This window comes from Streptomyces sp. NPDC056480 (assembly GCF_042795405.1).
Taxonomy (GTDB): Bacteria; Actinomycetota; Actinomycetes; order Streptomycetales; family Streptomycetaceae; genus Streptomyces.
The window spans coordinates 59,522-83,220 of sequence record NZ_JBHTSA010000030.1 but is presented as its reverse complement, the minus strand read 5'-3'; the positions used below and the strand labels follow the sequence as shown (position 1 = coordinate 83,220).

The window sequence follows — 23,699 nt, the reverse complement described above, 5'->3', positions numbered from 1 at the left end:
GGCCTGAACCCGGTATCACCGGGTTCAGGCCCTCTTCGGTCGCTCAGCGCCAGCTGTGCGGCGCGCGGAAGCCGTGCTCGCGCTCGAGCCGGCGCCAGCCGGCCGTGGTGCGGCCGCGGTGGCCCGCGGCGGCGTCCTCGTCGGACCGTGCGGCGGCACGGGCGAGCAGGACGGCCGTGATGGCCGCCAGCTCCTCGGGGTCGGCGTGGCCCTTCTCTACACGGAGAAGGTTGGCAGGGGTTGTCACGTGGATGACTCCTCTTACTGAGGCGGGTTGCCGTGCTTGCGGGACGGCAGGTCGGCGTGCTTGGTGCGGAGCATCGCGAGGGACCTGATGAGCACCTGGCGGGTGTCGGCGGGGTCGATGACGTCGTCGACCAGGCCGCGCTCGGCCGCGTAGTACGGGTGCATCAGCTCGGCCTTGTACTCCTTGACCATGCGGGCCCGCATGGCCTCGGGGTCCTCGGCCTCGGCGATCTGCTTGCGGAAGATCACGTTGGCGGCTCCCTCGGCGCCCATGACCGCGATTTCGTTGGTGGGCCAGGCGTACGTCAGGTCGGCGCCGATGGACTGGGAGTCCATGACGATGTACGCGCCGCCGTAGGCCTTGCGCAGGATCAGTGAGATCCGGGGCACGGTCGCGTTGCAGTACGCGTACAGCAGCTTCGCGCCGTGCCGGATGATTCCACCGTGCTCCTGATCGACGCCCGGCAGGAAGCCGGGTACGTCCAGAAGGGTGACGATCGGGATGTTGAAGGCGTCGCACATCTGCACGAAGCGGGCGGCCTTCTCGGAGGCCTCGATGTCCAGGACACCGGCCAGCGTCTGCGGCTGGTTGGCGACGAGGCCGACGACCTGGCCGTCGAGGCGGGCGAGCGCGCAGATGATGTTGCGGGCCCAGCGCTCGTGGATCTCCAGGTAGTCGCCGTCGTCGACGAGCTCCTCGATGACCTTGTGCATGTCGTACGGACGGTTGCCGTCGGCCGGGACCAGGTCGAGCAGGACCTCGGAGCGGCGGTCCGCCGGGTCCTCGGAGGCCACGGTCGGCGGGTTCTCGCGGTTGTTCTGCGGGAGCATCGACAGGAGGTAGCGGACCTCCGCGATGCAGGTCTCCTCGTCGTCGTACGCGAAGTGGGAGACACCGGAGACACCGGCGTGGACATCGGCGCCGCCGAGGCCGTTCTGGGTGATCTCCTCGCCGGTGACCGCCTTCACGACGTCCGGTCCGGTGATGAACATCTGCGAGGTCTCGCGGACCATGAACACGAAGTCCGTCAGCGCCGGGCTGTAGGCCGCGCCGCCGGCGCACGGGCCGAGCATCACCGAGATCTGCGGGATGACACCGCTCGCGCGGGTGTTGCGCTGGAAGATGCCGCCGTAGCCGGCGAGCGCCGAGACGCCCTCCTGGATGCGGGCGCCCGCGCCGTCGTTCAGGGAGACCAGCGGGGCACCGGCCGCGATGGCCATGTCCATGATCTTGTGGATCTTCGTCGCGTGGGCTTCGCCCAGCGCACCGCCGAAGATCCGGAAGTCGTGCGCGTAGACGAAGACCGTCCGGCCCTCGACCGTGCCCCATCCGGTGATCACACCGTCGGTGTACGGCTTCTTCGCCTCCAGGCCGAAGCCCTGGGCGCGGTGCCTGCGGAGCTGCTCGACCTCGCTGAAGGAACCAGGATCGAGCAGCAGCTCGATGCGTTCGCGCGCCGTCAGCTTGCCCTTCGCGTGCTGGGCCTCGGTCGCGCGGTCACTCGGGCCGCGGAGGGCCTGCTCGCGCAGGACGTGCAGCTCGGCCACTCGGCCACGGGCGTCAGCGGGCTCGCTCGGGATCTGGTCCACAACGGTCATGTACCGACCCTACGAAGCCGGACAAGAAAACCCCGCCGTCGACTCCGTACAGTCTCCCGTGTCGATTCCTGGTGGGGCTGGACAGAACGACGAACCGTTCAGCACGAGTCAACAGCCAGGTACCCCCCGTGTTTGTAGGGGTTCAACATAGACCTCGGTGGGTCCGGATTCGTCGGGCCTCCCTCGGCCGGTCGCCGGCCACAACGTAGCCCATGGCGCGGAAGGGCCCGCGACCCCCGAAGGGTCGCGGGCCCCGCGCCTCGCCCCGCGGTCAGCCTCCGCAGTGGAAGCGGGCGGCACCCCAGTCCGCGTGGTCGTTCCCGTTGCCGTCGCCGCCGTCGGAGACCTCCAGGTCGACCCAGGTGGCCCCGGTCACGTCGGCGGTGAGCGACCAGGCGGCGTCCGTGGCCTTGAGGACCGGGGACTTCACCCGCTCGGCGCCGTCGGCGAGGACGCTGAACCGGACGCTGCCGCGGCTGGTCTGGACGTCGTCCACGCCGACCTCGGCGGTGAGGGAGGTGCAGCGGCCGCCCAGGTAGTAGCGGACCTTCGCGGGCGCGTGGCTGCCCAGGCCCTTGGCGTACGTCACTCCCCCGATCCGCAGCGGGGAGCCGTCGCCGGTGCCGGTCTCGCCGTTGGAGAGGTCGCGCTCCACGGGGCCCCAGCCGTTGGTGGCCGAGGTCCAGTCGAGATCGCTGGCCCAGCTGTCGGCGGTGGGCGGCGGCGGCAGCGTACGGACCGTGGTGGCGGAGGTGAGCTTCCGCTCCCCTCCGCCGAGGGCGTACGTGAGGGAGGCGTCCAGGGTGTACGGCCGGTAGGCCGCGTCCACCGGGGGTGTCACCTGCCAGGTGGCGGTGGCCTTCCCGCCCGGCGCGACCGTGCCGAGGGTGACGGGACCGGCCGGTTCGGCGGTCCAGCCCGCCGGGAGGGTGAGCTCGGCCCGGGCGCCGGAGACCTCGGTGGCCTCGTCGTTGCCGAAGGCGGCCGTGACCTGGTTGGGGCGGCCGGGCTCCAGGGTCTCGGGCGCGGTCAGCGTGAGCGTGCCGCAGGCGGCGCGCTCGGCGGCCGGGCCGAGGTCGGTGACGGTGAAGGCGTCGAGGACGAAGTCGGCGCCGTCCGGGGCGTCACCGCGCTTGCGCAGCCCCGTCCAGGTGTCGCCGCAGCCGGCGGTGACGGTCTCGGAGAAGTGCCCGCTGTCCCTCTGCTGTCCGATCGGGGTGCGGCGGGTCTCCACGGAGGTCCCGTCCGTCCGGTCGTAGCCGGTGATCCACTCGTACGCGCCCGCGTGGCTCGACCGGTAGTCGTACTCGACGCGGTAGGTGCGGCCGTCCTTCATGGGGACGGTCCAGGGGGCGGTCCGGTAGACGAGTCCGCTGTTCTCGTCGTGGGACTTGAGGGACTCGGCGCCGCCGATGACGTCGTCGATCGGCTTCCCGTTCCAGCCGGCCTGGGTGTAGGGGGCGTGGAGCTGGGCGATGTGGGTGCGCGGGTCGGTCGTGCCGCCCGCGTCGCCCTTGAGGAAGGGGCCCCAGCCCTGGTCGACGGCCTCGAAGTCCTCGTACACCACGGTCCCGGCCCGGGTGGCGGGGTCGTTGGCGACGATCCGGACGTCATCGATCCGGACGGTGGCGGTGCTGCCGCTCGCGGCCTGGATCCTGAGCGGGGTGCTGCCGTGGCGCGGGGCGGTGAAGGTGACCTTGGCGCGCTGGAAGCGGGTGCCGTTCCAGTCGGAGGCGGCGACCCGGTCCTGGAGCGGGGACCGTTCGACGGTGACGGACCGCCCGCCGGCGGAGAGGGTGGTGGGCCGGGTGGCGCCGGGCTGGACCTCGATCAGGGCGGAGGCGGTGTACCGCCGGCCCGGGGTGAGGCCGGTGATCCGCTGGCCGACCGAGGCGGCGGCGGTGCCGGAGAGCTTCGCGCTGTTGCGGCCCTGCTCGTCGGTGTCACGGGCGACGGTGCCGGTCCTGGTCCAGGCGCCGAGCTTCGCGTCGTTGAAGCCGGGGTCCCGCACCGGGGTGCCCTGGCCCCACTTCGGGGCGGGCTGCGCGGGGGCGCGGTCGGGGTGGAGGACGTAGGGCTGTCCGGCGACGGCGTCGAGGGTGATCCTCCCGCCGGTGGGCCGCACGGTGGCGGTCTTCACGCGCCCGTTGTCGGTGAGCTTGTACACCGTGTACGAGCGGGTACCGGCCGGGACGGCCCAACTGGTCGTTCCGCCGGACTTGTTGTAGTGGTAGAGCTTCTCGCCGCCGGCCTTTCCTCCGGACCAGGGGAGCAGATAGCTCTCGCCGTCGAGGACCTTGCGGCCGTCCTGGTAGAAGGTGCGGCGGCCGTCCTCGACGGTGCCGCGGACCCCGCCGGTGAAGGTGATGTCGTTGCCGTTCCAGCGGGTGATCCGCTGCTGCTGGAGGTACTTGGCGGGCAGGTTGCGCTGCCAGATGTTGGCGGTGAAGTCGTTCCAGTCGGTCTCGCCGGTCCAGCCCTCGAAGTCGACGAGCGCGGTCTGGCCGAGGACCGGGTGGTTGTTCCAGACGTCCTTCTCGCCGTTGCGGATGAAGCGGACGATCTGCGAGTTGAGGCCCTTGTTGGTGGCGCCGCCGTAGTCGAGGTCGTTGGCCCAGTGGGACCAGAGGGAGGCCCGCTCGAACTTCTCGGACCACTCGGTGGCGACGTTCCAGCCCTGCGCCTGGACGGCCCTCATCGTCTCGTCGGCGATCCAGCCGTGGGTGTAGTAGACGTCGATGTAGAGGGTGGAGAGGTTGCGGTCGGTCTCGTCGCGCAGCTGCTGGAAGCGGCGGGCGAGGTCACCGCTGTTGATGTCGCGGCGCTGGTCGATGTAGTAGCTCTGGTTGAGCCAGTTCCAGCCGGGCTTCGTCCGGTCGACGAGGGTCTCGCTGAAGTTCTTCGCCTCGGGGTACGACTCGGTGGCGTTGACGTGGACGCCGAAGTCCGCGCCCCACTTCCGGCCCTCCTGGAGGAGGACGTTGAGGTCGGCGAGGCCGCCGGCCCGCTTGTTGTAGTTGCCGCCGTAGTCGGGGTGGGCGGAGTCGTGGCCCTCGGAGCCGTACCCCTTGAGCAGCGCGAACTGGCCGAGCCCGTCGGTGGAGAGCGAGATCCGCTTGACGTCGTCGAGGGTGCGCAGGAAGGGGTGGGTGGCCTGCGAGGCGAAGTTGAACGGGATGTGGGCGACGACCCGGTCGGGGGTGTCCTCGCTGCCCGGGGCCTTGATCCCGATCGTCCGGAAGGCGACGGCGCCGTCCTGCCAGTCGGTGGTGCCGTCGGCGTTGGCGTCGGGGGTGACGACGACCTTGGCCCAGGGCAGGCCCTCGCCGCTCGCGGGCTTCGGGGCTCCCTCGCCGCGGTAGGTCCACTGGCCGGACCAGACGCCGACGCGGGTCTCGGTGCCGGTGGCGGTGGCCTGCTTGCGGGCCTGGTGCCAGAAGCGGGCGCCGTCGCGGGCGGAGGGCCCGGTGGGCTTGTCGTAGCTGGAGTTGGACTCGACGGCGGCGGCGAGCTGCCCGGTGCTGACGATCGCGTAGCTCGCGCCCACCGGGGTGGCCTCGGCGGCGGTCGCGTCGGCGACCTGGGCGAAGACGTCGGCGGTACGGGTGGAGTCCGGGTCGAGCCGGGTGAAGGCGGTCGCGGCGCCGGCGTCCGAGGAACCGACGGAGACCAGGTCGTGGCCCGGTATGTCGAGGGTGCCGACCCGGAAGCCCTCGGTGTCACGGACGGCGGTCACCCGGAACGTGGTGGCCCGCCCGTCGACGCTCAGCCGCGCGTCGATCTCGACGCCGGGCAGGTCGGGGAAGGTGAGGGTGTACGCGGCGGAGGACCCGGTCAGGACGGGGGCGCCCTTGGCCCGGACGTCTCGGGCGGTGCCGTTGAGGACGATCTGCGTGACCGGGGCCGTACTGCCGAGGAGCCGGGCGCCGCTCGCGCGGTCGGTGTACGAGAGGACGCGGGGGAAGTCCTCGGCGACGGCCACGGAGAGCTGGCGGGAGGCGATGACGGGGCCGTCGGCGGCCGCGGCGCCTGCCGCGGGGGTGCCGGCTGCCGCCGCGTCGGCTGCCGCGGGGACGGCTGCCGCGCCCCCGGCCGTGGCTCCCTCGGCCAGGGCGGGCCCGGCCAGGGCGAACACGGCGGAGGAGGCGACGGCGAGCGCACAGGCCGCACGGATTCTTCGCGAAGGAGGGAGGGACATGCGCACTAGTTGGCCCCGCCCCGGCGGCACCGTCAACGAGATCGCGCCGCGCGGGACCCTCCAGTCCAAGAACCCCCTTCGGTTAGTCCAAGTGACCGCCGAAGAGGGCTCTTTCGGGCCGGAACCGCCGGTCAGCAGCCGCCGCAGTTGTAGAAGGTCACGTCCCAGTGGTTGCCCTCGTCGGCGTAGACGTTGCCCGCGCCGGACTTCCACTGCGGGGCGCCGTCACCGCGGACGCCGATGTACGTGAACGTGTTCTTCACGTAGTTGGTGACGCAGGTGGCCTTGCCGAAGTCGAGCTTGTAGCCGTTCCAGTGGGAGTAGGTGCCGCTCGCGTGCCCGGTCTCGGTGCCGCCCGTGATGTTGAGGGCGCAGCCGCTGGCGCTCCGCAGGGTCTGGGCGCCCTGGGCGGTGGCCAGGTTGAGCTGGTCGAAGGACGTGCACGTGGCGACGTTGCGGTTGGAGCAGCCGCCGGAAGAGGACCAGGTGATCCCTGAGGACCGGAACATCGAGGTCGCGGTGGCGTGGCTGATCTTCGTGACGGCGTGGGCCTCGCTCGTGGCGGTGAGGACGCCGACGCCCGGCGCGAAGAGCGCGCCGAGGACGAGGGCGAGGGCGGTGAGGACGGAGCGGAGCTTCATGGGGTTGCCTCCTGCTGGTGACCGTGGCGGTGGGGACGGTGGTGCAGGTGGTGCTCTGGTGCTCAGGCGCTCTTCGCGCAGGGGAGATGGTGCCGCAGTTCTACGCGCGTCCGCCAGAGGGCGTCGGTGCCCTGACGGCGCCGTTCGGGTGAACATCTTCCAGAGATGTTGAAAGTTGAACGGAATGCGTCTACAGTCATTCTCGTTGAAGGTTCAACAAGAACCGATCAGCGCACATCCCGATCAAGGAGTTGTCAGTCATGGGTATCTTCAACCGCAAGAGCAACGAGTCCGCCGTCGCCGTCGCCACCCTCCCGGTGGACCCCGCCCTGACCGCCCTGACCGGCGACTACACCATCGACCCGGCGCACAGCAGCATCGGCTTCACCGTCCGTCACGCCATGGTCACCAACGTCCGCGGCACCTTCGCCGAGCACGAGGGCGTCCTGAAGCTGGACGGCGCGAACCCGGACGCCTCCGCCGCCTCGATCGACGTCAAGATCGCCTCGATCGACACGGGCATCGCGGACCGCGACGGCCACCTGCGCAGCGGCGACTTCTTCGACGCCGAGCAGTTCCCGCTGATGACCTTCCGCTCCCTGCACGCCCAGCAGCTGGGCGGCGACAAGTACCGGATCACCGGCGACCTGACCATCAAGGACGTCACGAAGCCGCTCGCGATCGACCTCGAGTTCAACGGCTCCGCGACGGACGTGTACGGCAACGAGCGCGTCGGCTTCGAGGGCTCCGCCGAGATCCTGCGCTCCGACTGGGGCCTGACCTGGAACGCGGCCCTGGAGACCGGCGGCGTGATGGTCAGCGACAAGGTCAAGCTGAACTTCGACATCTCGGCGATCAAGAACGCCGCCTGACCCTGGGCCCCGAGCCGGCCTGAGCCGATCCCGGGCCGAGCCCGGCACCGCCCCCCACGTCACACGAGCGCGCCCGCCCTCCGCAGCAGCGGAAGGCGGGCGCTCGGCGTTGCGGGCCTCTCGGCGTCGGGCGGGGTTCGGCGTCGGGCGAGGTCCGGCGTCGCGCGGTTCAGCGTCCCGTGGGGTTCCAGCGTCCCGCGGCGCGGAGGACGGCCTCCTCGATCTCCTGGAACGCGGCGGCGTGCTCCGGATTCCTCCGAGCGGCGCCGCGCGCCCGGCGGACGGCGCGCGCGGTGGGTGTGGCGCCGCGGGCGAGCAGGTGGCGGACCGTGTCGGGGTGGGGTGTGCCCACCACCCATTCCAGAGCGGTCTCCCCCTTCATCGACCGGTCGTCCAGGTCCGCGCCGTACTCCAGGAGCAGGTCGACGAGAGGCGCCCGGTCGTCGGCCGTGGTGCAGGTCGCCGCCAGGACGAGGGGGAGCAGGTGCCCGTGCCGGGACTGGATCCCCGTGGGTGCTCCGGCGGCGAGGAGGAGCCTCGCGACGTCGGCGTACCCCCACGCCACGGCCTGGCAGAGCGGCGTCTGCTCCGCGTACTCCCCGGTGTACTGGCGGGGGTCGGCGCCCGCGTCGAGGAGGAGGGCGACCACGTCCGCGTGCCCCTTGCCGACCGCGCTGTCCAGAGGCGTGGGCCGGTACCGCTCCTGCGCGTCGGGGTCCACGCCCGCGGCGAGGAGTTCCGCGACGAGCGCCGCGTCGCCGGCCTCCGCCGCGCCTCCGAGCCGTTTCACGTCGCCCAGGGGATCGTCCTCTCGATGCATCGGCTGATCATGTCAAGCGTCTCCTTCGGCCGTGCCAGGAGACCTCGCTCCGGCGCCCGGCCGCCGCGACCACCGCCGGGATCAGGCGGCGAGCCGGGCTCCGCCGTCGCGGGCCTCGTTCGCCACCACGGTGGCGAACTCCTCACGCACCGACTCGAATCCGGCCTCCACCGTGACCGCGGGCCGACGGCGTTGTCAGTGGCGGCGTCTAGCGTCGGCGGCATGGAATTCCGTATCGACAGCGGTGTGTTGACCGATGCCGTGGCCTGGGCCGCGCGCGTCCTGCCCGCCCGCTCCCCCATGCCCGTCCTCGGCGGTCTGCTCCTGGAGGCGGCGGACGGCCGTCTGCGGGTCTCCGGCCTCGACCACGAGGCCTCGGCCCGGGTCGAGGTCGAGGCCGACACGGACGTCCAGGGCCGGGCGCTGGTCCTGGGCCGGCGACTGCTCGACATCTGCAAGGTGCTCCCCCGGGGCCGCACGGAACTCGCCGTGGAGGGGGCCCGCCTCTCGGTCACCTCGGGCGACGCCCGCTTCGGCCTCTCCCTGCTGCCCCTGGACGACTATCCGGCCCCGCCCGCGCTGCCCGAGGTCCTCGGCCTGGTGGACGGGGACGCCTTCGCCGCCGCGGTCGGCCAGGTGGCCGTGGCGGCGGGCCGGGACGACTCGCTGCCGGTCCTCACCGGGATACGGCTCGCGCTGGACGGCACGACCATGACGCTCGCGGCCACCGACCGCTACCGCTACGCGGTCCGGACCCTGGAGTGGAAGCCGGAGGCGGACGGCGGCGAACCGGCCGACGTGGTCGTCCCGGCCAAGCGCCTCACCGAGATCGCCCGCTCCCTTGCGGGCACGGGCCCGGCCCGGCTCGCCCTGGACAGCGGCACGATCGGCTTCGAGAGCGACGGCCTGCGCACCACCACCCGCCTCCTGGACGGACGTCTCCCCCGCCACGACAAGCTCTTCACCCTCGGCGACCACGCCCGGGCCGCCACCGAACGGGCCCCGCTGACCGAGGCCGTGAAGCGGGTCGCGGTCGTCGCGGAGGGCGACAGCCCGGTGCAGCTGACCTTCACCCCCACGTCGATCCACCTCCAGGCGGGCTACGAGGACGACGTCGCCTCCCAGCACCTCCCGGCCACCCTCACGGGCCCGGACACCCTCACGGTCGCCTTCAACCCCGGCTACCTCCTGGACGCCCTGACCACCCTGGACACCCCGAAGGTCCACTTCCACCTGCTGGGCCCGGGCCAGCGGGCCCTCCTCACCGACGGCCCGGAACCGACCCACCGCCACCTGCTGATGTCGGTGAAGCCGCTGGTCTGAGGCGTCCGGGAGCCGCGCCGGCCGTTCAACCGGCGTGTCATGAGAGAGGGTTGAGGCTATTCTGAGCGCCGCACCACAGGTGCGTGCCGTTCGCCGACATTGCCAGGGGGATCTTTTGTCGACGCATGTGGCGACCTCGACGACCGAGCGCGTTCCGCTCGTCCTGGTCGCGGGATTCGCCGGATCGGGCAAGTCGGAGGCGGGCAAACTGCTCTCGCTGGCCACCGGCTGGTCGCTCCTCGACAAGGACACCTTGACGCGGCCGCTCACGGAGTCCCTTCTCACCGCACTCGGTGGGGATCCGGACGACCGGCAGAGCCCGCTGTACGGGGAGCGGGTGCGCCCGCTCGAATACGAGTGCCTGATGAAGACCTGCTGGGAGAACGTGGAGCACGGGGTACCTGTCATCGCGGTCGCCCCGTTCCTCAAGGAGGTCGCGGACGCGCAGTGGCTCGCCCGGCTGCTCCGTCGCTGCGACCGGACCGGTGCCGGCGCCGAGGTCCTGTGGGTCGACAGCGACGAATCATCGATGCAGGAGCGGCTCACCGCTCGCAACGCGCGCCGGGACACTTGGAAGCTGGCCAACTGGCGCGAGTACCTGACCACCATCTCCCTGGACCAGCGTCCGGTGCGGGATCACCTCCTCATCGACAACCGCATGACCGCCGCCACCCCGCTGGCGGAGCAGGTGGAGAGCGCCGCGCACGAGCTGGTGTCCCGCTTCGGAACGGTGACGGCGTGAGCGGGGCCCATGGAGTGGTGCTCTTCGGTCCTCCCGCGGCCGGAAAGGACACGGTCAGCGCCGTGCTGAACGCACTCGACGACCGGTTCGCGCAGCTGGTGAAGGTGAAGGTGGGTTCCGGCCGGACCGCCGGGTACCGCATGGCCACGGAGGAAGAACTCGGCTCCCTGCGGGCGGCCGGACGAATCCTCCTGGAGACGGAGCGCTACGGAAACACGTACGCCGTGGACCGCGCCGATCTGGACGGGATGAGGGCGGCGGGGGGGATCCCTGTGGTGCACGTGGGCAGCCTCGCGCATCTGCGCTCCTTCCTGGACTCGGTGGGCGGACCGTGGCTCCGGGTGCTCCTCTGGCTGCCCCGCGAGGAATGCGCCCTCAGGTCCGCGGGACGCGGCGACCGCGACACGGAAGAGCGCCTGAGTGTCTGGGACTCGACTCTCGAGGACCTGGCAGCCACCGACCTGGACGAGGCCCTGTTCCACCTCCTGCTCCGCACCGACCTGCGGTCCCCGGAAGAGACGGCCACGATCGTGTCCGAGGCCGTCGCCGTGGGGGCAGGACAGCCGAGGTCCGGACGGGAACTCATCGCGTTTCTCCGTGAGCAGGCCTCGCACGGCCACTGACCCTCGCCGCGGAGTGCGATGACGGAGCGGACGGCGTGCGAACGGGTCCCGGGGGGGGGGAACGCGTGATCAACAACCTCAGAGCGCTGGCCGACGCGGTGGGTATGGGTCCCGCCGCAGGGGACGGCCGGGATCTGCTCGTACGGCAGCGGGACGTCGACGGACCGCTGCATCTCGACCGGGTCTCGGCCGACCGGCTCGAACTCGTGCACGTCGACGCGGCGGGGATCGTCGCGGTCCGTTCCTGCGTCATCGAGGAACTGGTCCTCGACCACTGCTCGGCCGATGCCATCCTCGTCACCAACTCGAGGATCGGCCGGCTGACGGTCCGCAACGCGCCGGTGAACTGCGAGATCTCGATCACCGAATCGACAGCGTCCGTGATCGACGTGCACTCCTGCGGCCCCCTCAAGGTCACCAACGTCCGCGTCGGCGAATCGATGCAGATCGCCGCCGTCCGCGGGGGCGTACGACTCAAGGGGCTGCGGACGGCTGCGCTGGCCGTACGCAGCCAGGCCACGTCCGGACGGCGCGGACGTCCCGATGTGCACCTGGAGCACGTCCGAGTCACCGAGTCCCTCGTCTTCGACGACCTCTGGCTCGCCTCGCTCACCCTCCGGGACATCGACGCCACCTCGGTGGAACTGCGGCGGGTGCGCCTGGACTCCCCGCTGACGGGCATCGGGGTGCACTGCAGGGACTTCCTCCGGATCAACGGCATGGTCGTACCGGGCGAAGCCGGCTGTCTGGAGGAGAGCGACGTCCAGGGCGTGGTCGATGTCAGGGGGGTGCGCCGGATCGTCGCGGCGGTGCCGCGGCAGCGACCCGGCGTGGCCGGTACGGCTCACGGCGCCCCGCCCCCTGCCGACTCCCCCTCCCCTCCCGAACCGTTGGAGCTGACCCTGCGCTCGTCCACGGTCCGCCGTGTCCGGGTGACGGCGGAGGACGGCGCACCGCTGGTCGTCGGCCTGGACAACTCGGTGGTGACCGAAGCGCTGTCGTTGCCTTCGGGACCGGCACGGTTCCGCCTCGCAGGCGACTCGACGGTTCAGGAGGTCGACCTGGGGAACGCGGTGTTCCGCCGATCCTCCCAGGTGAACGGCTTCCTGGAGCGGGTGTTCACTCGGGTGACGGCCAACTCCCTGGAGGCGGTCCGGACCACGCTGGCCCGGCAGCGCCGTACGGCCGAGGCGGACGAGCTGTACTACCGGATCAGACAGCGTGAGGCCGCCCAGACCCCATGGCTGCGACGGTTGGTCGGCCACGGCCTGCTGGGAGGCGTCTTCGGCTGGGGCGTCCGGGCCCGGAACCCGGCCCGCGCCCTGGTGTGCAGCATCCTGGCGACCGCCGTCGCCCTGCGCCTTTCGGGGGCGCCGCCCGGCCTGGGCTCGCAGCGACTGACGGATCTGTCCGCGGCGGGCAAGTCGTTGGTGTTCGCCTGCGCCCTGTGGATGAACGTCGGCGTGGGAGCACCGTCCGAGGCGAAGACGTACGACTGGACGGCGATGGCGGTCTGCTTCACCATCGGCGGGATCGTCTTCACGACACTGACGGTCGGCATCGTGATCCGGAAACTGGTCCGGTAGCCGCCCGCCTCCCTCCCCACCGACTCGCTGCCGTCGTCGGCACTCTCAGCGCCCGGCGTCCCTCAGGGCCCGCAGTGCCTCGGTGACATCGAGCGGCTGTTCGCCCTCCGGCGACCACCGCTCAAGAGTCTCCGCCGCCGCCCGCACGGTGTCGGCGGGCAGGCCCACGGAGGTCAGGAGGTCGGCGGCATCCGCCAGGTCGGGGGCCCAGCGCCACGCGCGGGCCGCGGTCTTCGGAATGTAGTCGGTCTCCACGAGGTAGCTGCGCGTGCGCCGACCTGCCATGTCGAGGAGTTCGTCCGTGACCCCGTAGGCGTCGGCGGCGCCGTACGCCAGGGCGGCGACCACCCGGGACGTCTTCTGGTAGGCCGAGTAGATCAACTTCAGCACCGAGGCCTGACCGATCTCCTCCCCCACCACTCGGGCCTCGACGTCGGTGCCCTCGAAAAGTCCGGCGACGCGCCCGGCCTGCGCACTCGGACCTGACAGGTAGAGCAGCGGTGACTTGCCGCCCACCGGCGGGGAGCCCACGACGGCGCCGTCCACCACCGTCGCGGGCTGCATCCTGGCCGCGATGGCCGCCACTCGCTCGGGTGCGAGGGGGTTCGCCTCGACGAACACCGCCCCGTCCGCGAGCCCATGGGTCATGACGCGTTCCGCGACCTCCTCCCCACCGCCCGGTGCGCAGAGGGACAGGACGACGTCGGACCGGCGCAGTGCCTCCCCGAGCGGCACTCCTTCCAGGCCTGCCTCGTCTGCCCGGCGGCGCGTGGCCTCGCTCCGTCCCTCGGGGCACCAGAGCACGGTGACGCCCCGCGCGCGGAGTTGGGCGCCTACGGCGGCTCCCATGCTGCCGGGGTGCAGAAGTGTGACGACGGGCGCCATGATGATCTCTCCAGGGTACGAGGGTGCCGCCGCGGGCCGGATCGGGGCGGCCCTGGGCGCGCCCAGGCCGTCCCCGGTCAGACGACGACGGCGACCTTGAGTCTTCCGGGAACACGCCGGGCGTAGAGCTCGTACGCGTCGGGGGCAGCGTCGAACGGAACGGTGTGGGTGATCAGCCCGGCCAGGAATTCCGTGTGGAGCTCGACAAGAGCTCTCGCCTTCGTGAGGTACTCCCGCCACGGCGGTCCGACCGAGCTGACGAGCGCGACGTTCCGGCGGAACGCCTCCTCCAACGGCAGCACCGCCCCCGGCCCCGGCACACCCATGACGAGAACCGTGCCCCTGGGCCGGACGAGCCGGATCGCGTCGGTGACGGTGTCCTGACCGTGGCCGACGATCTCGACCACGATGTCCGGGGCCTCGCCGAGGTCGGCGACGGCCAGTCCGGCCGACGCGGTGTCGAAATGGCGCTCCGACCCCCAGGTAGCGGCCTCCGGCTCCGGGACGGGATCGACCGTGGACACTGCGGCACCCCGCAGCCTCAGCAGCCAGGCCGTCAGATGCCCCAAGGCTCCGAAGCCGATGATCAGGACCGACCTGCCGGACAGGTCACCGAGGCGTTCGACGGCGTAGATCACGGTGGAGAGGGGCTGCACGATCGCGGCGACGGCGGGCGGCACCCGCTCCGGAACGACGACCGCCGCCTCCTCCGACGCGATGAACATCTCTTGGACGCCCCTGTCGTCCTGGGGGATGCCGACGATCCTGCTGCCCACCGGCAGGCGGGCACTGCGGCTCAGCACCACCCGTCCGACCGCCTCGTGGAGCGGGAACCCGGGGCCGGCCGGGAAACCACCCCACTCCGAGCCGTCCCAGCGCGGGATGTCACTGCCGCAGACGACCCCGGCCTCCAGCCGTACCAGGGCGTTCCCGGCTCCGATGTCCTGTGCTGCAGGCGCCTGAAGGACGATCGGCTCGAACGTCCGCGGCCCCGTCAACCGATGTGCTCTGTAGGCGGACACACGGCCCCCTCCCCCGTTGAGCGACACTGATATGGGGAGCCTACCGGCGTGCCCTCCGCTGCGGTCGCGTCAGCTCAGAACCCGCCCCCGCCGTCGAAGCCGCCGCCGCCGCCGAAGTCGCCGCCTCCGAAGCCGCCTCCGTCGCCCCCGCCGCCGAAGTCGCCTGAGTCGAAGTCGGCGCCGGAGAAGTCGCCGCCCTGGAAGTCGCCGCCGCCGTACTCGGCCGCGTAGGCCGGGGTGGAGAGCATCGAGCCGAGGACGGTGCCCAGGAGCAGGCCGGGGAGGATGCCGCCGCCGAAGTAGCCGCCGGCCCAGGGGCCGTAGGCCGGGCCCGCCTCCCAGTAGGGGCGGCGGACGCCGTCCGCGTCGACCGTGCGGGCCATCGGGTCCAGGCCGTCGTCGAGGCGGGACGCGTCGGCGGCGCAGACCGGGACCTGGCGGGCGGTGCCGCCGGTCGGGGTCCAGGTGCGGTCCTCGGTGGAGGGGCCGTGGCGGGGGTCGAAGAAGCAGGGGGCGCGGCGCTCGGGGAGCGGCCGGGACTCGCGGCGGGCGGCCAGGACGGCGAGGGAGTAGCGGCCGTCCTCCAGGGCCTCGGTGACCGCGCGGACGTCATGGGGCCGGGCGGCGGAGGCCATCAGGGACTTCGCCTTGTCGTACGAGTCGAGGGAGCGTTCGTAGTCGCCGCGCATGGCGTCGTCGGCGCCCGCCTCCGCGGGGTGGAAGTCGAGGCGTTCGAGTTCCTCGCCGAAGGCGGTGATGTCCTCGTCGACGACGACCCGGAGCTTGTCGAGGGCGGCGCGCTCCTCGGCCTCCTTGCGGAGCCGGTTGCGGCGGACGACCGTGTAGGCGCCCGCGCCTCCGGCGGCGACCACGGCGCCGAGGATCACGAGTCCGGCGACGGGGACGCCGCCGTCGGTGCCGACGGAGCCCCAGCTCGCGGGGGCGGAGCCGCGCAGGGTGGGCAGGGCCTGGTCGACGAAGTTGTTCAGCTCGGTGGCCGCGTCGACGCCCGGCTGGCGTACGGAGGTGACGAGGTTCCGTACGGCCTGTTCGGACATGACGGCGCGGTCGGCGCCGGCGTCGAAGCCGTCGCCGAGGCGGACCGCGTACAGGCCGGTGACGCCGGTCTGGGTCCGCAGGTTCGCGAGGAGGTCCTTGGGCGGGAACTGCGCGTTCGCGGGCAGGACCGCCACGAACAGCGGCTTGTCCGCGTCCTTGATCTTCTGGGCGAGGGCGTCCGCCTCGGACTTCGACAGCTGGTCGGCGGCGCCCGGGTCGACGTAGACCGGGCCCTGTTTCAGGGCGGCGGCCGCGTCGGGGATCCCCGTGGCCCTGGCTCCCGCGGAGGGGGCCAGGGCCAGGAGCAGCAGGAGTATCAGCCCGCCGAGGGCCGACAGTACGGAAAGCGGCCTGGTCCTCATGGTTCGACGCTACCCGAAGCGCGACAAACAAGACATAGAGGGCTACTCGGCGGGGTCGATTCCGGCCCGCAGCACTCCGTACGTGAAGGCGTCCTCGAGGGCCTGCCAGGAGGCGGCGATGACGTTCTCGCCGACGCCGACCGTCGACCACTCGCCGTTGCCGTCGCTGGTGGTGATCAGGACACGGGTGGTGGACTCGGTGCCGTGGCGGCCCTCCAGGATGCGGACCTTGTAGTCGACCAGCTCGAACTTGGCGAGCTGCGGGTAGATCCGCTCCAGGGCGAGGCGCATCGCGCGGTCGAGGGCGTTGACGGGGCCGTTGCCCTCGGCGGTGGCGACGATCCGCTCGCCCTTGGCCCAGAGCTTCACCGTGGCCTCGTTGGCGTGGGTGCCGTCGGGGCGGTCCTCGACGATCGCGCGCCAGGACTCCGTACGGAAGTAGCGGCGGGCCCGGCCCTCGGCCTCCTCCCGGAGGAGCAGCTCGAAGGAGGCGTCGGCGGCCTCGTACGTGTAGCCCTGGAGCTCGCGCTCCTTGACCCGCTCGACGACCCGGGCCACGAGCGCGCGGTCGTCGCCCAGGTCGACGCCGAGCTCCTTGCCCTTGAGCTCGATGGAGGCCCGGCCGGCCATGTCGGAGACGAGCATCCGCATGGTGTTGCCGACCAGCTCGGGGTCGATGTGCTGGTAGAGGTCGGGGTCGACCTTGATCGCGGAGGCGTGGAGACCGGCCTTGTGCGCGAAGGCGGAGACGCCGACGTACGGCTGGTGGGTGGAGGGGGTGAGGTTGACGACCTCGGCGATGGCGTGGGAGATCCGGGTCATCTCGGCGAGGGCGCCGTCGGGCAGCACCTTCTTGCCGTACTTGAGCTCCAGGGCCGCGACGACGGGGAAGAGGTTGGCGTTGCCGACCCGCTCGCCGTAGCCGTTGGCGGTGCACTGGACGTGGGTGGCGCCGGCGTCGACGGCGGCCAGCGTGTTGGCGACGGCGCAGCCGGTGTCGTCCTGGGCGTGGATGCCGAGGCGGGCGCCGGTGTCGGCGAGGACGGTGGCGACGACGGCCTGGATCTGGGCGGGGAGCATGCCGCCGTTGGTGTCACAGAGGATGACGACATCGGCGCCGGCCTCGTACGCGGAGCGGACGACGGCCTTGGCGTAGTCGGGGTTGGCCTTGTAGCCGTCGAAGAAGTGCTCGCAGTCGACGAAGACGCGGCGGCCCTGGGAGACCAGGTGGGAGACGGTGTCGCGGACCATCTCCAGGTTCTCGTCGAGGGTGGTGCGCAGGGCCAGCTCGACGTGCCGGTCGTGCGACTTGGCGACGAGCGTGATGACCGGGGCGCCGGAGTCGAGGAGGGCCTTGACCTGCGGGTCGGCGGCGGCGTCGCCGCCCGGTCTGCGGGTGGCGCCGAAGGCGACGAGCTCCGCGTTCTTGAACGCGATCTCCTGGCGGGCGCGGGCGAAGAACTCCGTGTCGCGCGGGTTGGCTCCGGGCCAGCCGCCCTCGATGAAGCCCACGCCGAACTCGTCGAGGTGCCGGGCGATGGTCAGCTTGTCCGCGACGGTGAGGTTGATGCCTTCACGCTGCGCCCCGTCGCGCAGCGTCGTGTCGAAGACATGGAAGCTGTCGTCGAGGCGCTGGCTCTCGGCGTTCTCCGTGGTCATGACTGTGATGGCTCCTGTCGGATGTGGCTCCGGAAGGTCTGGATCCACTTGCCCCCATTCTCACGCGACGTCCGCTTCCGGCGTGGGTGGGGCCGGAAAACGAAAAAACCCCTCGCGGGTGCGAGAGGTCTGCGCGCGGGTCTGAGGCACGGTGTCCACTGCCGCGGGGGTCGTGCCGCGATTCAGTGGCCACTGCGGACCGGCGCGCTGCTGCCGATAATCATCGTGGTAGCAAGCACGCCGGAAGTCTGACACAGGTGACGGCCCCGCGGGACGGGGGTCTCACGATACGGGCAGTCGCTCCGGGGAGCCGCCCGCCTGCCCGCGCTGCCGGCCGGGCACCCCTGCGCCGTCCGTCCCGACCCGGCCCAGGTCGATGTCCCTGGTCTCCCGCATCGTGAGGTAGACGACCAGGGAGACGGCCGCACAGCCCGCCACGTACCAGTAGAAGCCCGACTCGACGCCCGCGTCCTTGAACCAGAGGGCCACGTACTCGGCGGTGCCGCCGAAGAGGGCGTTGGCGATGGCGTACGGCAGGGCGACACCGAGGGCGCGGATGCCGGTGGGGAAGAGCTCCGCCTTCACACAGGCGTTGATGGAGGTGTAGCCGGTGATGACGACGAGCGCCAGCAGGGAGAGCCCGAGGGCCGGCCAGAAGGAGCCCGCGTGCTTCAGCATCGTCAGGATCGGCACGGTGAGGAGCGTGGAGCCCACCGCGAAGGTGATGAGCAGCGGGCGGCGGCCGATGCGGTCGGAGAGACGGCCGGCCAGCGGCTGGAGGCAGGCGAAGACGATGAGGGCGCAGAAGGAGACCAGGGTCGCGGTCTGCTTGGGGAGGCCGGCGGAGTTGGAGAGGTACTTGGTGAGGTAGGTGGTGTACGTGTAGTAGGCCACGGTCCCGCCCATGGTGAGCGCGACGACGAGGAAGGCCTCGCGCCGGTGCGCCCACAGGGCCTTGAGGGTGCCCTTCTGTGCGCTCGCGACGCCGTCGTCGGCGGTGGTCTCGTACACCTCCGTCTCCAGCATCGTGCGGCGCAGGTAGAAGACGACGGCCGCGCCGAGGGCGCCGAGGACGAACGGGATGCGCCAGCCCCAGCTGTGCAGGGCCTCGCCGGACAGGGTGTGCTGGAGCACGAGCAGCAGGCCGAGGCCGAGGATCTGGCCCGCGGTCATCGACACGTACTGGAAGCTGGAGGCGAAGCCGCGGTGCTCCGGGGCGGAGGCCTCGGTGAGGTAGGTGGCGCTGGCGGCGTACTCGCCGCCGACGGAGAGCCCCTGGAGGAGGCGGGCGATCAGGAGGACGGCGGCGCCGCCGTATCCGGCGACGGAGTAGGTGGGGGCGACCGCGATGAGGAGCGCGGAGGCGGACATCAGGGTGACGGTGAGGGTGAGGGCCGCCTTGCGGCCCTTGCGGTCGCCGACCCGGCCGAGGAGCCAGCCGCCGACGGGCCGCATGAAGAAGCCGACGGCGAAGATGCCGGCGGTGTTCATGAGTTTGGCGGTGTCGTTGCCCTCGGGGAAGAAGGCCCCCGCGAAGTAGGTGGCGAAGCTCGCGTACACGAACCAGTCGAACCACTCGACCATGTTGCCGGCGGAGCCGACCCAGATCTTCTTCCAGTGCTCTCGTCCCATGGACCGGAACCGTGCCGGAGGTGACGCCCGGGCAACAAGGGTGTAGCGGGCAACGATCCCGTGTACTTACGTGCGTTGCGGTCGCGGCACGGGACCGGCACCGGACGGGCACCGGGGCCGGCCCCGGTGCCGGCCCCGTGCGGCTACGGTCGCGCCAGCAGGTCCTGCTCGATGAACTCTCGTACGTGGGCCAGGACTTGCTCGCGGCCTGTCCCGGGTACACCCACCGCGACGTGCACGCTGAAGCCGTCCAGGAGCGCCCGCGTTCGGGTGGCGAAGCGGTCGGGGTCGACGGCCCGGAACTCCCCGCGCGAGACGCCCTCGGCCAGGATCGCGACGAGGTCCCGGTGCCAGGCCCCCTCGATGGCGGCCTGGCGGATCCGGGCGTCGGCGTCGGCGTTCTGGGACCGGTTCCAGACCTCCAGCCACAGGATCCAGTGCGGGTCCCGCGGCCCGTCGGGCACGTACACGTCGACGTACCCGTCGAGCCGCTCGCGCGCGGTCCCCGGCCGGGAGAACAGCGCGCTCCGCTGGGCGCCGAGGCGCCCCTCGCTCCACTCCAGGGTCTGCAGCAGCAGCTCGTCCTTGGTGCGGAAGTAGTAGAGCAGGTGCCCGCTGCTCATCCCGACCTGCCGCCCGAGCCCGGCCATGGTCAGCCCGTCGAGCCCGCGCTCGGCGATGGTCCCCATGGCGGCGGCGAGCAGCTCCTCACGGGGAGGAGCCGCCTGGTTGCGCCGGCGCGGCGGGGCGGCCGGGGCGGCGGGGCCGGAGGGGCGGGAGGGGTCGGAGGGGTCCATACGGGTCACTCGTACGTTCTACCTCATCCCCTCCCCCGCTCAGACCTTCGGCTGCTGCTGGGTGATGCAGTGGATACCGCCCCCACCTGCGAAGATCGTGCGCGCGTCGACCAGCACGACCTCGCGTTCCGGGAAGAGGCGGCGGAAGATCTCGGCCGCCAGCTCGTCGTGCGGGTCGTCGAAGGCGCAGAGGACCACGCCGTCGTTGCACAGGTAGTGGTTGATGTACGAGTAGTCGACCCAGTCGCCCTCCTCGTCCTTGAGGACGGTCGGGGCCGGGATCTCGACGACCTCCAGGGGGCGGCCCTGGGCGTCGGTCTGGCCGCGCAGGATGTTCACGTACATCCGGGAGCGCTCGTAGTCGGGGTGGGCCGGGTCCTGCTGGCTGTGGACGAGGACCGTGCCGGGGCGGGCGAAGGCGGCGACGATGTCGACGTGGCCCTGGGTGCCGTAGAGGCCGTAGTCGCCGCTGAGGCCGTGCGGGAGCCAGATCGCCTTCGTCGTGCCGAGCTTGGCGTGGATCTCGGCCTCGACCTGCTCGCGGGTCCACCCCGGGTTGCGGCCGGAGCCGAGCTGGACGGTGTCGGTCAGCAGGACCGTGCCCTCGCCGTCGACGTGGATCGCGCCGCCCTCGTTCACCAGGGGCGAGGAGAGGACGGGGACGCCCGCCGCGTCCGCGACATGGCGGGCGATCTTCGAGTCCTGCTCCCAGCGGGCCCAGTCCTGGCCGCCCCAGCCGTTGAACACCCAGTCCACGGCCGCCAGTTCGGTGCCGTCGGTGACGAAGGTCGGGCCGATGTCCCGCATCCAGGCGTCGTCGAGATCGCGCTCGACCAGGTCGACGTCCGCGCCGACGAGGGCGCGGGCCGACTCGGTGTCGCCGGGCGCCACGACCATCGTGACCGGCTCGAACCGGCGTACGGCACGGGCCACGGACGCCCAGGCCGTGCGGGCCTCGGCCAGTTCGTCGGCGTTGGTGAAGGTGGGGTTGGGGCTGGGCCAGGCCATCCAGGTGCGCTCGTGCGGCATCCATTCGGCGGGCATGCGGTAGGTCATGATGACAGGTCCTAGGGGAATCAGAGGAAGTAGAGGCGGTTGAGCGAGACGGAGTCGGCCGCCTCGGAGCGGATCGGCGCGCCGTCGAGCGAGACGAGGCCGGTCCGGCCGTCGACCTGGACGTCTCCGGTGCGGGAGTTGAGCCGCAGGTCGGCGGGGCCGATGCCACGCGTGCCGCGCACCGGGACGCGGCGGCGCCGGGTCGGCATCCGGTCGGAACCGAGGTCGACGGCCGCCTGGGCGACGAACGCGACCGAGATGTCGGCGGGCGTGGCGCCGTGTCCGCCGAACAGCGGGCCGAGGACGAGCGGTTCACAGGTGTCGGTGGCGGCGTTCGGATCGCCCACGACCCCCCACGCGGGGAAGCCGTTCTTGATGACCATCTGCGGCTTGGCGCCGAAGAACTGCGGCTTCCACAGCACGATGTCGGCCATCTTGCCGACCTCGATCGAGCCGATCTCGTGGGCGAGGCCGTGGGCGATCGCCGGGTTGACGGTGAGCTTGGCGATGTAACGGAGCACGCGCGCGTTGTCGTCGTGCGCGCCGTCTCCCTCCATCGGTCCGAGCTCGGCCTTCATCTTCCCGGCCATGGCGAAGGTCCGGCGTACGGTCTCGCCGGCCCTTCCCATCCCCTGCGCGTCGGAGGAGGTGATCCCGATCGCGCCGAGGTCGTGCAGGACGTCCTCCGCCCCCATCGTCCCGGCCCTGATCCGGTCACGCGCCATGGCGGCATCACCGGGGAGGTCGGTCTTCAGGTCGTGGACGGAGACGATCATCCCGTAGTGCTCGGCGACGGCGTCGCGGCCGAAGGGGAGCGTGGGGTTGGTGGAGGAGCCGATGACGTTCGGCACGCCCGCCATCTTCAGGACGTTCGGTACGTGCCCGCCGCCGCAGCCCTCGATGTGGAAGGCGTGGATGGTGCGGCCGTCCAGGACCCGCAGGGTGTCCTCGACGGAGAGGCACTCGTTCAGGCCGTCGCTGTGCAGGGCGACCTGGACGTCGTGCTCCTCGGCCACCCGCAGGGCCGTGTCGAGGGCGCGCGTGTGGGCGCCCATGTCCTCGTGCACCTTGAAACCGGACGCCCCGCCCTCGGCGAGCGCCTCGACCAGGGGCGCCGGGTCCGAGGACGAACCACGGGCCAGGAAGCCGATGTTCACCGGCCAGGCGTCGAACGCGCCGAAGGCGTGACGCAGCGCCCACGGCGAGTTCACTCCGACGCCCCACACCGGGCCGAACTCCTGCCCGATGACCGTGGTGACACCGCTCGCGAGCGAGGCCTCCATGATCCGGGGCGACAGCAGATGGACATGGGTGTCGACGGCTCCGGCGGTGGCGATCATCCCCTCCCCGGAGACGATCGAGGTGCCGGTGCCGACGACGACGTCCACGCCGTCGAGGGTGTCGGGGTTGCCGGCCCGGCCGATCGCGTGGATCCGGCCCTCGCGGATGCCGATGGACACCTTGCGGATGCCGAGGACGGCGTCGATCACCAGCACGTTGCTGATCACGACGTCGCAGGTCTCCCGGACGGCCGCGGCCTTGAGGTGCAGACCGTCGCGGGCCGTCTTGCCGAAGCCGGCCAGGAACTCGTCCCCCGGCTGCTGCGAGTCGGACTCGACCCGGACGACGAGCCCGGAGTCGCCCAGGACGACCCGGTCGCCGGCGCGGGGGCCGTGCACGGATGCGTACTCGTACGGGTCCATCACTCGCCTTCCTCGCCGGAAGGGGCGTCGGACGCGGCGTCTTCGGACGGGACGGTCTCGGACGGGACGCCCAGGTAGCCGCAGGCCGCCGCGCGACGCAGGGCCTCTTCCCGCGCGCCCGGCGCGTCGAGCGGACCGTCGACCAGGCCCGCGAAGCCGATGGCGACACGCGCGCCGCCGATCGGCACGAGCCCGACCTCCGCCTGGCCGCCCGGGTCGAAGCGGAAGGAGGCGCCGGCCGGGATGGCCAGCCGCATGCCGTAGGCGGCGGCCCGGTCGAAGTCGAGGCGCGGGTTGACCTCGAAGAAGTGGAAGTGGGAGGTGACGCTCACGGGGACCGTCGCCGTGTTCCGTACGGGGAGGGTGAGCGCCGGCTCCGACTGGGGGTGCCCGGGGCCCGGCAGCAGCGCGCCCGGCGCCGCCTCGCCCAGTCCGCCGCCGCCGATCGGGGCGGGGACGACCGCGAGCCGCGAGCCGTCGTCGAAGACGGCCTCGACATGGACCTCGGTGACCACGTCGGCGACCCCGGGCAGGACGTCGTCGGGGCCGAGGACCGAGCGGGCGGCCTCGATCGCCTCGGCGAGTCGCTTGCCGTCGCGGGCCGCCTCGCAGACCGTGTCCGCGACGAGCGCGGTCGCCTCGGGGACGTTGAGCCGCAGACCGCGGGCCCGGCGGGCGCGGGCGAGCTCGGCGGCGCCGAAGAGCAGCAGTCGGTCGCGTTCCGTGGGGGTCAGTCGCACGTCCGAAACACCTCCTGTTTGAGCGACACTCTAAATGTTGAGAGGCTTTCTTCCAAGCATTGACGCGGGGTACAGGCACAGGTCACATTGAGCGTCACTCTAAAAGTGCCCTCGTGGCCTCCGTGGCCTCCGTG

Annotated in this window: 19 protein-coding genes; 5 read left to right on the top strand and 14 right to left on the bottom strand. The window is 71.8% G+C overall.

Features of this window, described 5'->3' with window-relative positions; genetic code table 11:
- Positions 1-43: 43 nt before the first annotated feature.
- From ACFQ79_RS16200 to ACFQ79_RS16185, 4 genes are all read right to left on the bottom strand, one after another.
- Entirely contained in the window at positions 44-247 is a 204-nt protein-coding gene (locus ACFQ79_RS16200) for an acyl-CoA carboxylase subunit epsilon (RefSeq protein WP_383583620.1), read from the bottom strand.
- A 14-nt stretch (positions 248-261) separates the two neighbouring features.
- Complete coding sequence (locus ACFQ79_RS16195) at positions 262-1,845, bottom strand: acyl-CoA carboxylase subunit beta (RefSeq protein WP_383583618.1); 1,584 nt, start codon at positions 1,843-1,845, stop codon at positions 262-264.
- A 271-nt stretch (positions 1,846-2,116) separates the two neighbouring features.
- Positions 2,117-6,043, bottom strand: a complete 3,927-nt coding sequence (locus tag ACFQ79_RS16190; RefSeq protein WP_383583616.1) for an endo-alpha-N-acetylgalactosaminidase family protein — start codon at positions 6,041-6,043, stop codon at positions 2,117-2,119.
- Between the two features lie 131 nt (positions 6,044-6,174).
- Positions 6,175-6,684, bottom strand: a complete 510-nt coding sequence (locus ACFQ79_RS16185; RefSeq protein WP_383583614.1) for a hypothetical protein — start codon at positions 6,682-6,684, stop codon at positions 6,175-6,177.
- A 260-nt stretch (positions 6,685-6,944) separates the two neighbouring features.
- Here ACFQ79_RS16185 and ACFQ79_RS16180 point away from each other — a divergent pair, with 260 nt between their 5' ends.
- Positions 6,945-7,556 carry a YceI family protein gene (locus ACFQ79_RS16180; RefSeq protein WP_383583612.1) on the top strand — a complete coding sequence of 204 codons (612 nt, stop codon included), beginning with the start codon at positions 6,945-6,947 and terminating at the stop codon, positions 7,554-7,556.
- A gap of 169 nt (positions 7,557-7,725) precedes the next feature.
- On the opposite strand, the gene ACFQ79_RS16175 is transcribed toward ACFQ79_RS16180, so the two are convergent.
- Positions 7,726-8,376, bottom strand: coding sequence for an ankyrin repeat domain-containing protein (locus tag ACFQ79_RS16175; RefSeq protein ID WP_383583610.1), 651 nt, complete (start codon positions 8,374-8,376; stop codon positions 7,726-7,728).
- Positions 8,377-8,598: 222 nt separating this feature from the next.
- Here ACFQ79_RS16175 and dnaN point away from each other — a divergent pair, with 222 nt between their 5' ends.
- The 4 genes from dnaN to ACFQ79_RS16155 all read left to right on the top strand — a co-directional run bounded on the left by dnaN (position 8,599) and on the right by ACFQ79_RS16155 (position 12,650).
- Entirely contained in the window at positions 8,599-9,699 is a 1,101-nt protein-coding gene (dnaN, locus tag ACFQ79_RS16170; protein WP_383583608.1) for a DNA polymerase III subunit beta, read from the top strand.
- Positions 9,700-9,814: 115 nt separating this feature from the next.
- Positions 9,815-10,441: an AAA family ATPase gene (locus tag ACFQ79_RS16165; RefSeq protein WP_383583606.1), complete on the top strand. Its 627-nt coding sequence runs from the start codon at positions 9,815-9,817 to the stop codon at positions 10,439-10,441.
- Positions 10,438-11,064, top strand: coding sequence for a guanylate kinase (locus ACFQ79_RS16160; protein ID WP_383583603.1), 627 nt, complete (start codon positions 10,438-10,440; stop codon positions 11,062-11,064). Before ACFQ79_RS16165 ends, ACFQ79_RS16160 begins: the two co-directional genes overlap by 4 nt.
- 65 nt (positions 11,065-11,129) lie before the next feature.
- Complete coding sequence (locus tag ACFQ79_RS16155; RefSeq protein WP_383583601.1) at positions 11,130-12,650, top strand: hypothetical protein; 1,521 nt, start codon at positions 11,130-11,132, stop codon at positions 12,648-12,650.
- Positions 12,651-12,695: 45 nt separating this feature from the next.
- On the opposite strand, the gene ACFQ79_RS16150 is transcribed toward ACFQ79_RS16155, so the two are convergent.
- The 9 genes from ACFQ79_RS16150 to ureA all read right to left on the bottom strand — a co-directional run bounded on the left by ACFQ79_RS16150 (position 12,696) and on the right by ureA (position 23,565).
- Positions 12,696-13,499, bottom strand: coding sequence for a DUF1932 domain-containing protein (locus tag ACFQ79_RS16150; RefSeq protein ID WP_383583599.1), 804 nt, complete (start codon positions 13,497-13,499; stop codon positions 12,696-12,698).
- Between the two features lie 113 nt (positions 13,500-13,612).
- Positions 13,613-14,557, bottom strand: coding sequence for a zinc-binding dehydrogenase (locus ACFQ79_RS16145; protein WP_383583597.1), 945 nt, complete (start codon positions 14,555-14,557; stop codon positions 13,613-13,615).
- Positions 14,558-14,631: 74 nt separating this feature from the next.
- A complete protein-coding gene (locus tag ACFQ79_RS16140; RefSeq protein ID WP_383583595.1) occupies positions 14,632-15,978 on the bottom strand; it encodes a hypothetical protein in 1,347 nt (448 codons plus the stop codon).
- Between the two features lie 42 nt (positions 15,979-16,020).
- Positions 16,021-17,637, bottom strand: a complete 1,617-nt coding sequence (gene cimA, locus ACFQ79_RS16135; protein ID WP_383583592.1) for a citramalate synthase — start codon at positions 17,635-17,637, stop codon at positions 16,021-16,023.
- Positions 17,638-17,919: 282 nt separating this feature from the next.
- The gene (locus ACFQ79_RS16130) at positions 17,920-19,269 is read right to left on the bottom strand and encodes an MFS transporter (RefSeq protein ID WP_383583588.1); all 1,350 of its coding nucleotides are present in this window, start codon (positions 19,267-19,269) and stop codon (positions 17,920-17,922) included.
- Positions 19,270-19,412: 143 nt separating this feature from the next.
- A complete protein-coding gene (locus tag ACFQ79_RS16125; RefSeq protein ID WP_383583634.1) occupies positions 19,413-19,958 on the bottom strand; it encodes a TetR/AcrR family transcriptional regulator in 546 nt (181 codons plus the stop codon).
- A 147-nt stretch (positions 19,959-20,105) separates the two neighbouring features.
- Positions 20,106-21,122 carry an agmatine/peptidylarginine deiminase gene (locus tag ACFQ79_RS16120; protein WP_383583585.1) on the bottom strand — a complete coding sequence of 339 codons (1,017 nt, stop codon included), beginning with the start codon at positions 21,120-21,122 and terminating at the stop codon, positions 20,106-20,108.
- A gap of 20 nt (positions 21,123-21,142) precedes the next feature.
- Positions 21,143-22,825: an urease subunit alpha gene (locus tag ACFQ79_RS16115; protein ID WP_383583582.1), complete on the bottom strand. Its 1,683-nt coding sequence runs from the start codon at positions 22,823-22,825 to the stop codon at positions 21,143-21,145.
- Positions 22,825-23,565 (bottom strand): urease subunit gamma, encoded by a 741-nt coding sequence (ureA, locus tag ACFQ79_RS16110; RefSeq protein WP_383583579.1) that lies wholly within the window; start codon positions 23,563-23,565, stop codon positions 22,825-22,827. The genes ACFQ79_RS16115 and ureA overlap by 1 nt, the downstream gene beginning before the upstream one ends.
- Between the last annotated feature and the right edge of the window lie 134 nt (positions 23,566-23,699).

What these genes read in the sequence shown, in the direction of transcription:
- ACFQ79_RS16195 (WP_383583618.1), bottom strand. Translation starts at nt 1,845, where the DNA reads ATGACCGTTGTGGACCAGATCCCGAGCGAGCCCGCTGACGCCCGTGGC.
- ACFQ79_RS16190 (WP_383583616.1), bottom strand. Translation starts at nt 6,043, where the DNA reads ATGTCCCTCCCTCCTTCGCGAAGAATCCGTGCGGCCTGTGCGCTCGCC.
- ACFQ79_RS16185 (WP_383583614.1), bottom strand. Translation starts at nt 6,684, where the DNA reads ATGAAGCTCCGCTCCGTCCTCACCGCCCTCGCCCTCGTCCTCGGCGCG.
- ACFQ79_RS16180 (WP_383583612.1), top strand. Translation starts at nt 6,945, where the DNA reads ATGGGTATCTTCAACCGCAAGAGCAACGAGTCCGCCGTCGCCGTCGCC.
- ACFQ79_RS16175 (WP_383583610.1), bottom strand. Translation starts at nt 8,376, where the DNA reads ATGCATCGAGAGGACGATCCCCTGGGCGACGTGAAACGGCTCGGAGGC.
- dnaN (WP_383583608.1), top strand. Translation starts at nt 8,599, where the DNA reads ATGGAATTCCGTATCGACAGCGGTGTGTTGACCGATGCCGTGGCCTGG.
- ACFQ79_RS16150 (WP_383583599.1), bottom strand. Translation starts at nt 13,499, where the DNA reads ATGGGAGCCGCCGTAGGCGCCCAACTCCGCGCGCGGGGCGTCACCGTG.
- ACFQ79_RS16140 (WP_383583595.1), bottom strand. Translation starts at nt 15,978, where the DNA reads ATGAGGACCAGGCCGCTTTCCGTACTGTCGGCCCTCGGCGGGCTGATA.
- cimA (WP_383583592.1), bottom strand. Translation starts at nt 17,637, where the DNA reads ATGACCACGGAGAACGCCGAGAGCCAGCGCCTCGACGACAGCTTCCAT.
- ACFQ79_RS16130 (WP_383583588.1), bottom strand. Translation starts at nt 19,269, where the DNA reads ATGGGACGAGAGCACTGGAAGAAGATCTGGGTCGGCTCCGCCGGCAAC.
- ACFQ79_RS16125 (WP_383583634.1), bottom strand. Translation starts at nt 19,958, where the DNA reads ATGGGGACCATCGCCGAGCGCGGGCTCGACGGGCTGACCATGGCCGGG.
- ACFQ79_RS16120 (WP_383583585.1), bottom strand. Translation starts at nt 21,122, where the DNA reads ATGACCTACCGCATGCCCGCCGAATGGATGCCGCACGAGCGCACCTGG.
- ACFQ79_RS16115 (WP_383583582.1), bottom strand. Translation starts at nt 22,825, where the DNA reads ATGGACCCGTACGAGTACGCATCCGTGCACGGCCCCCGCGCCGGCGAC.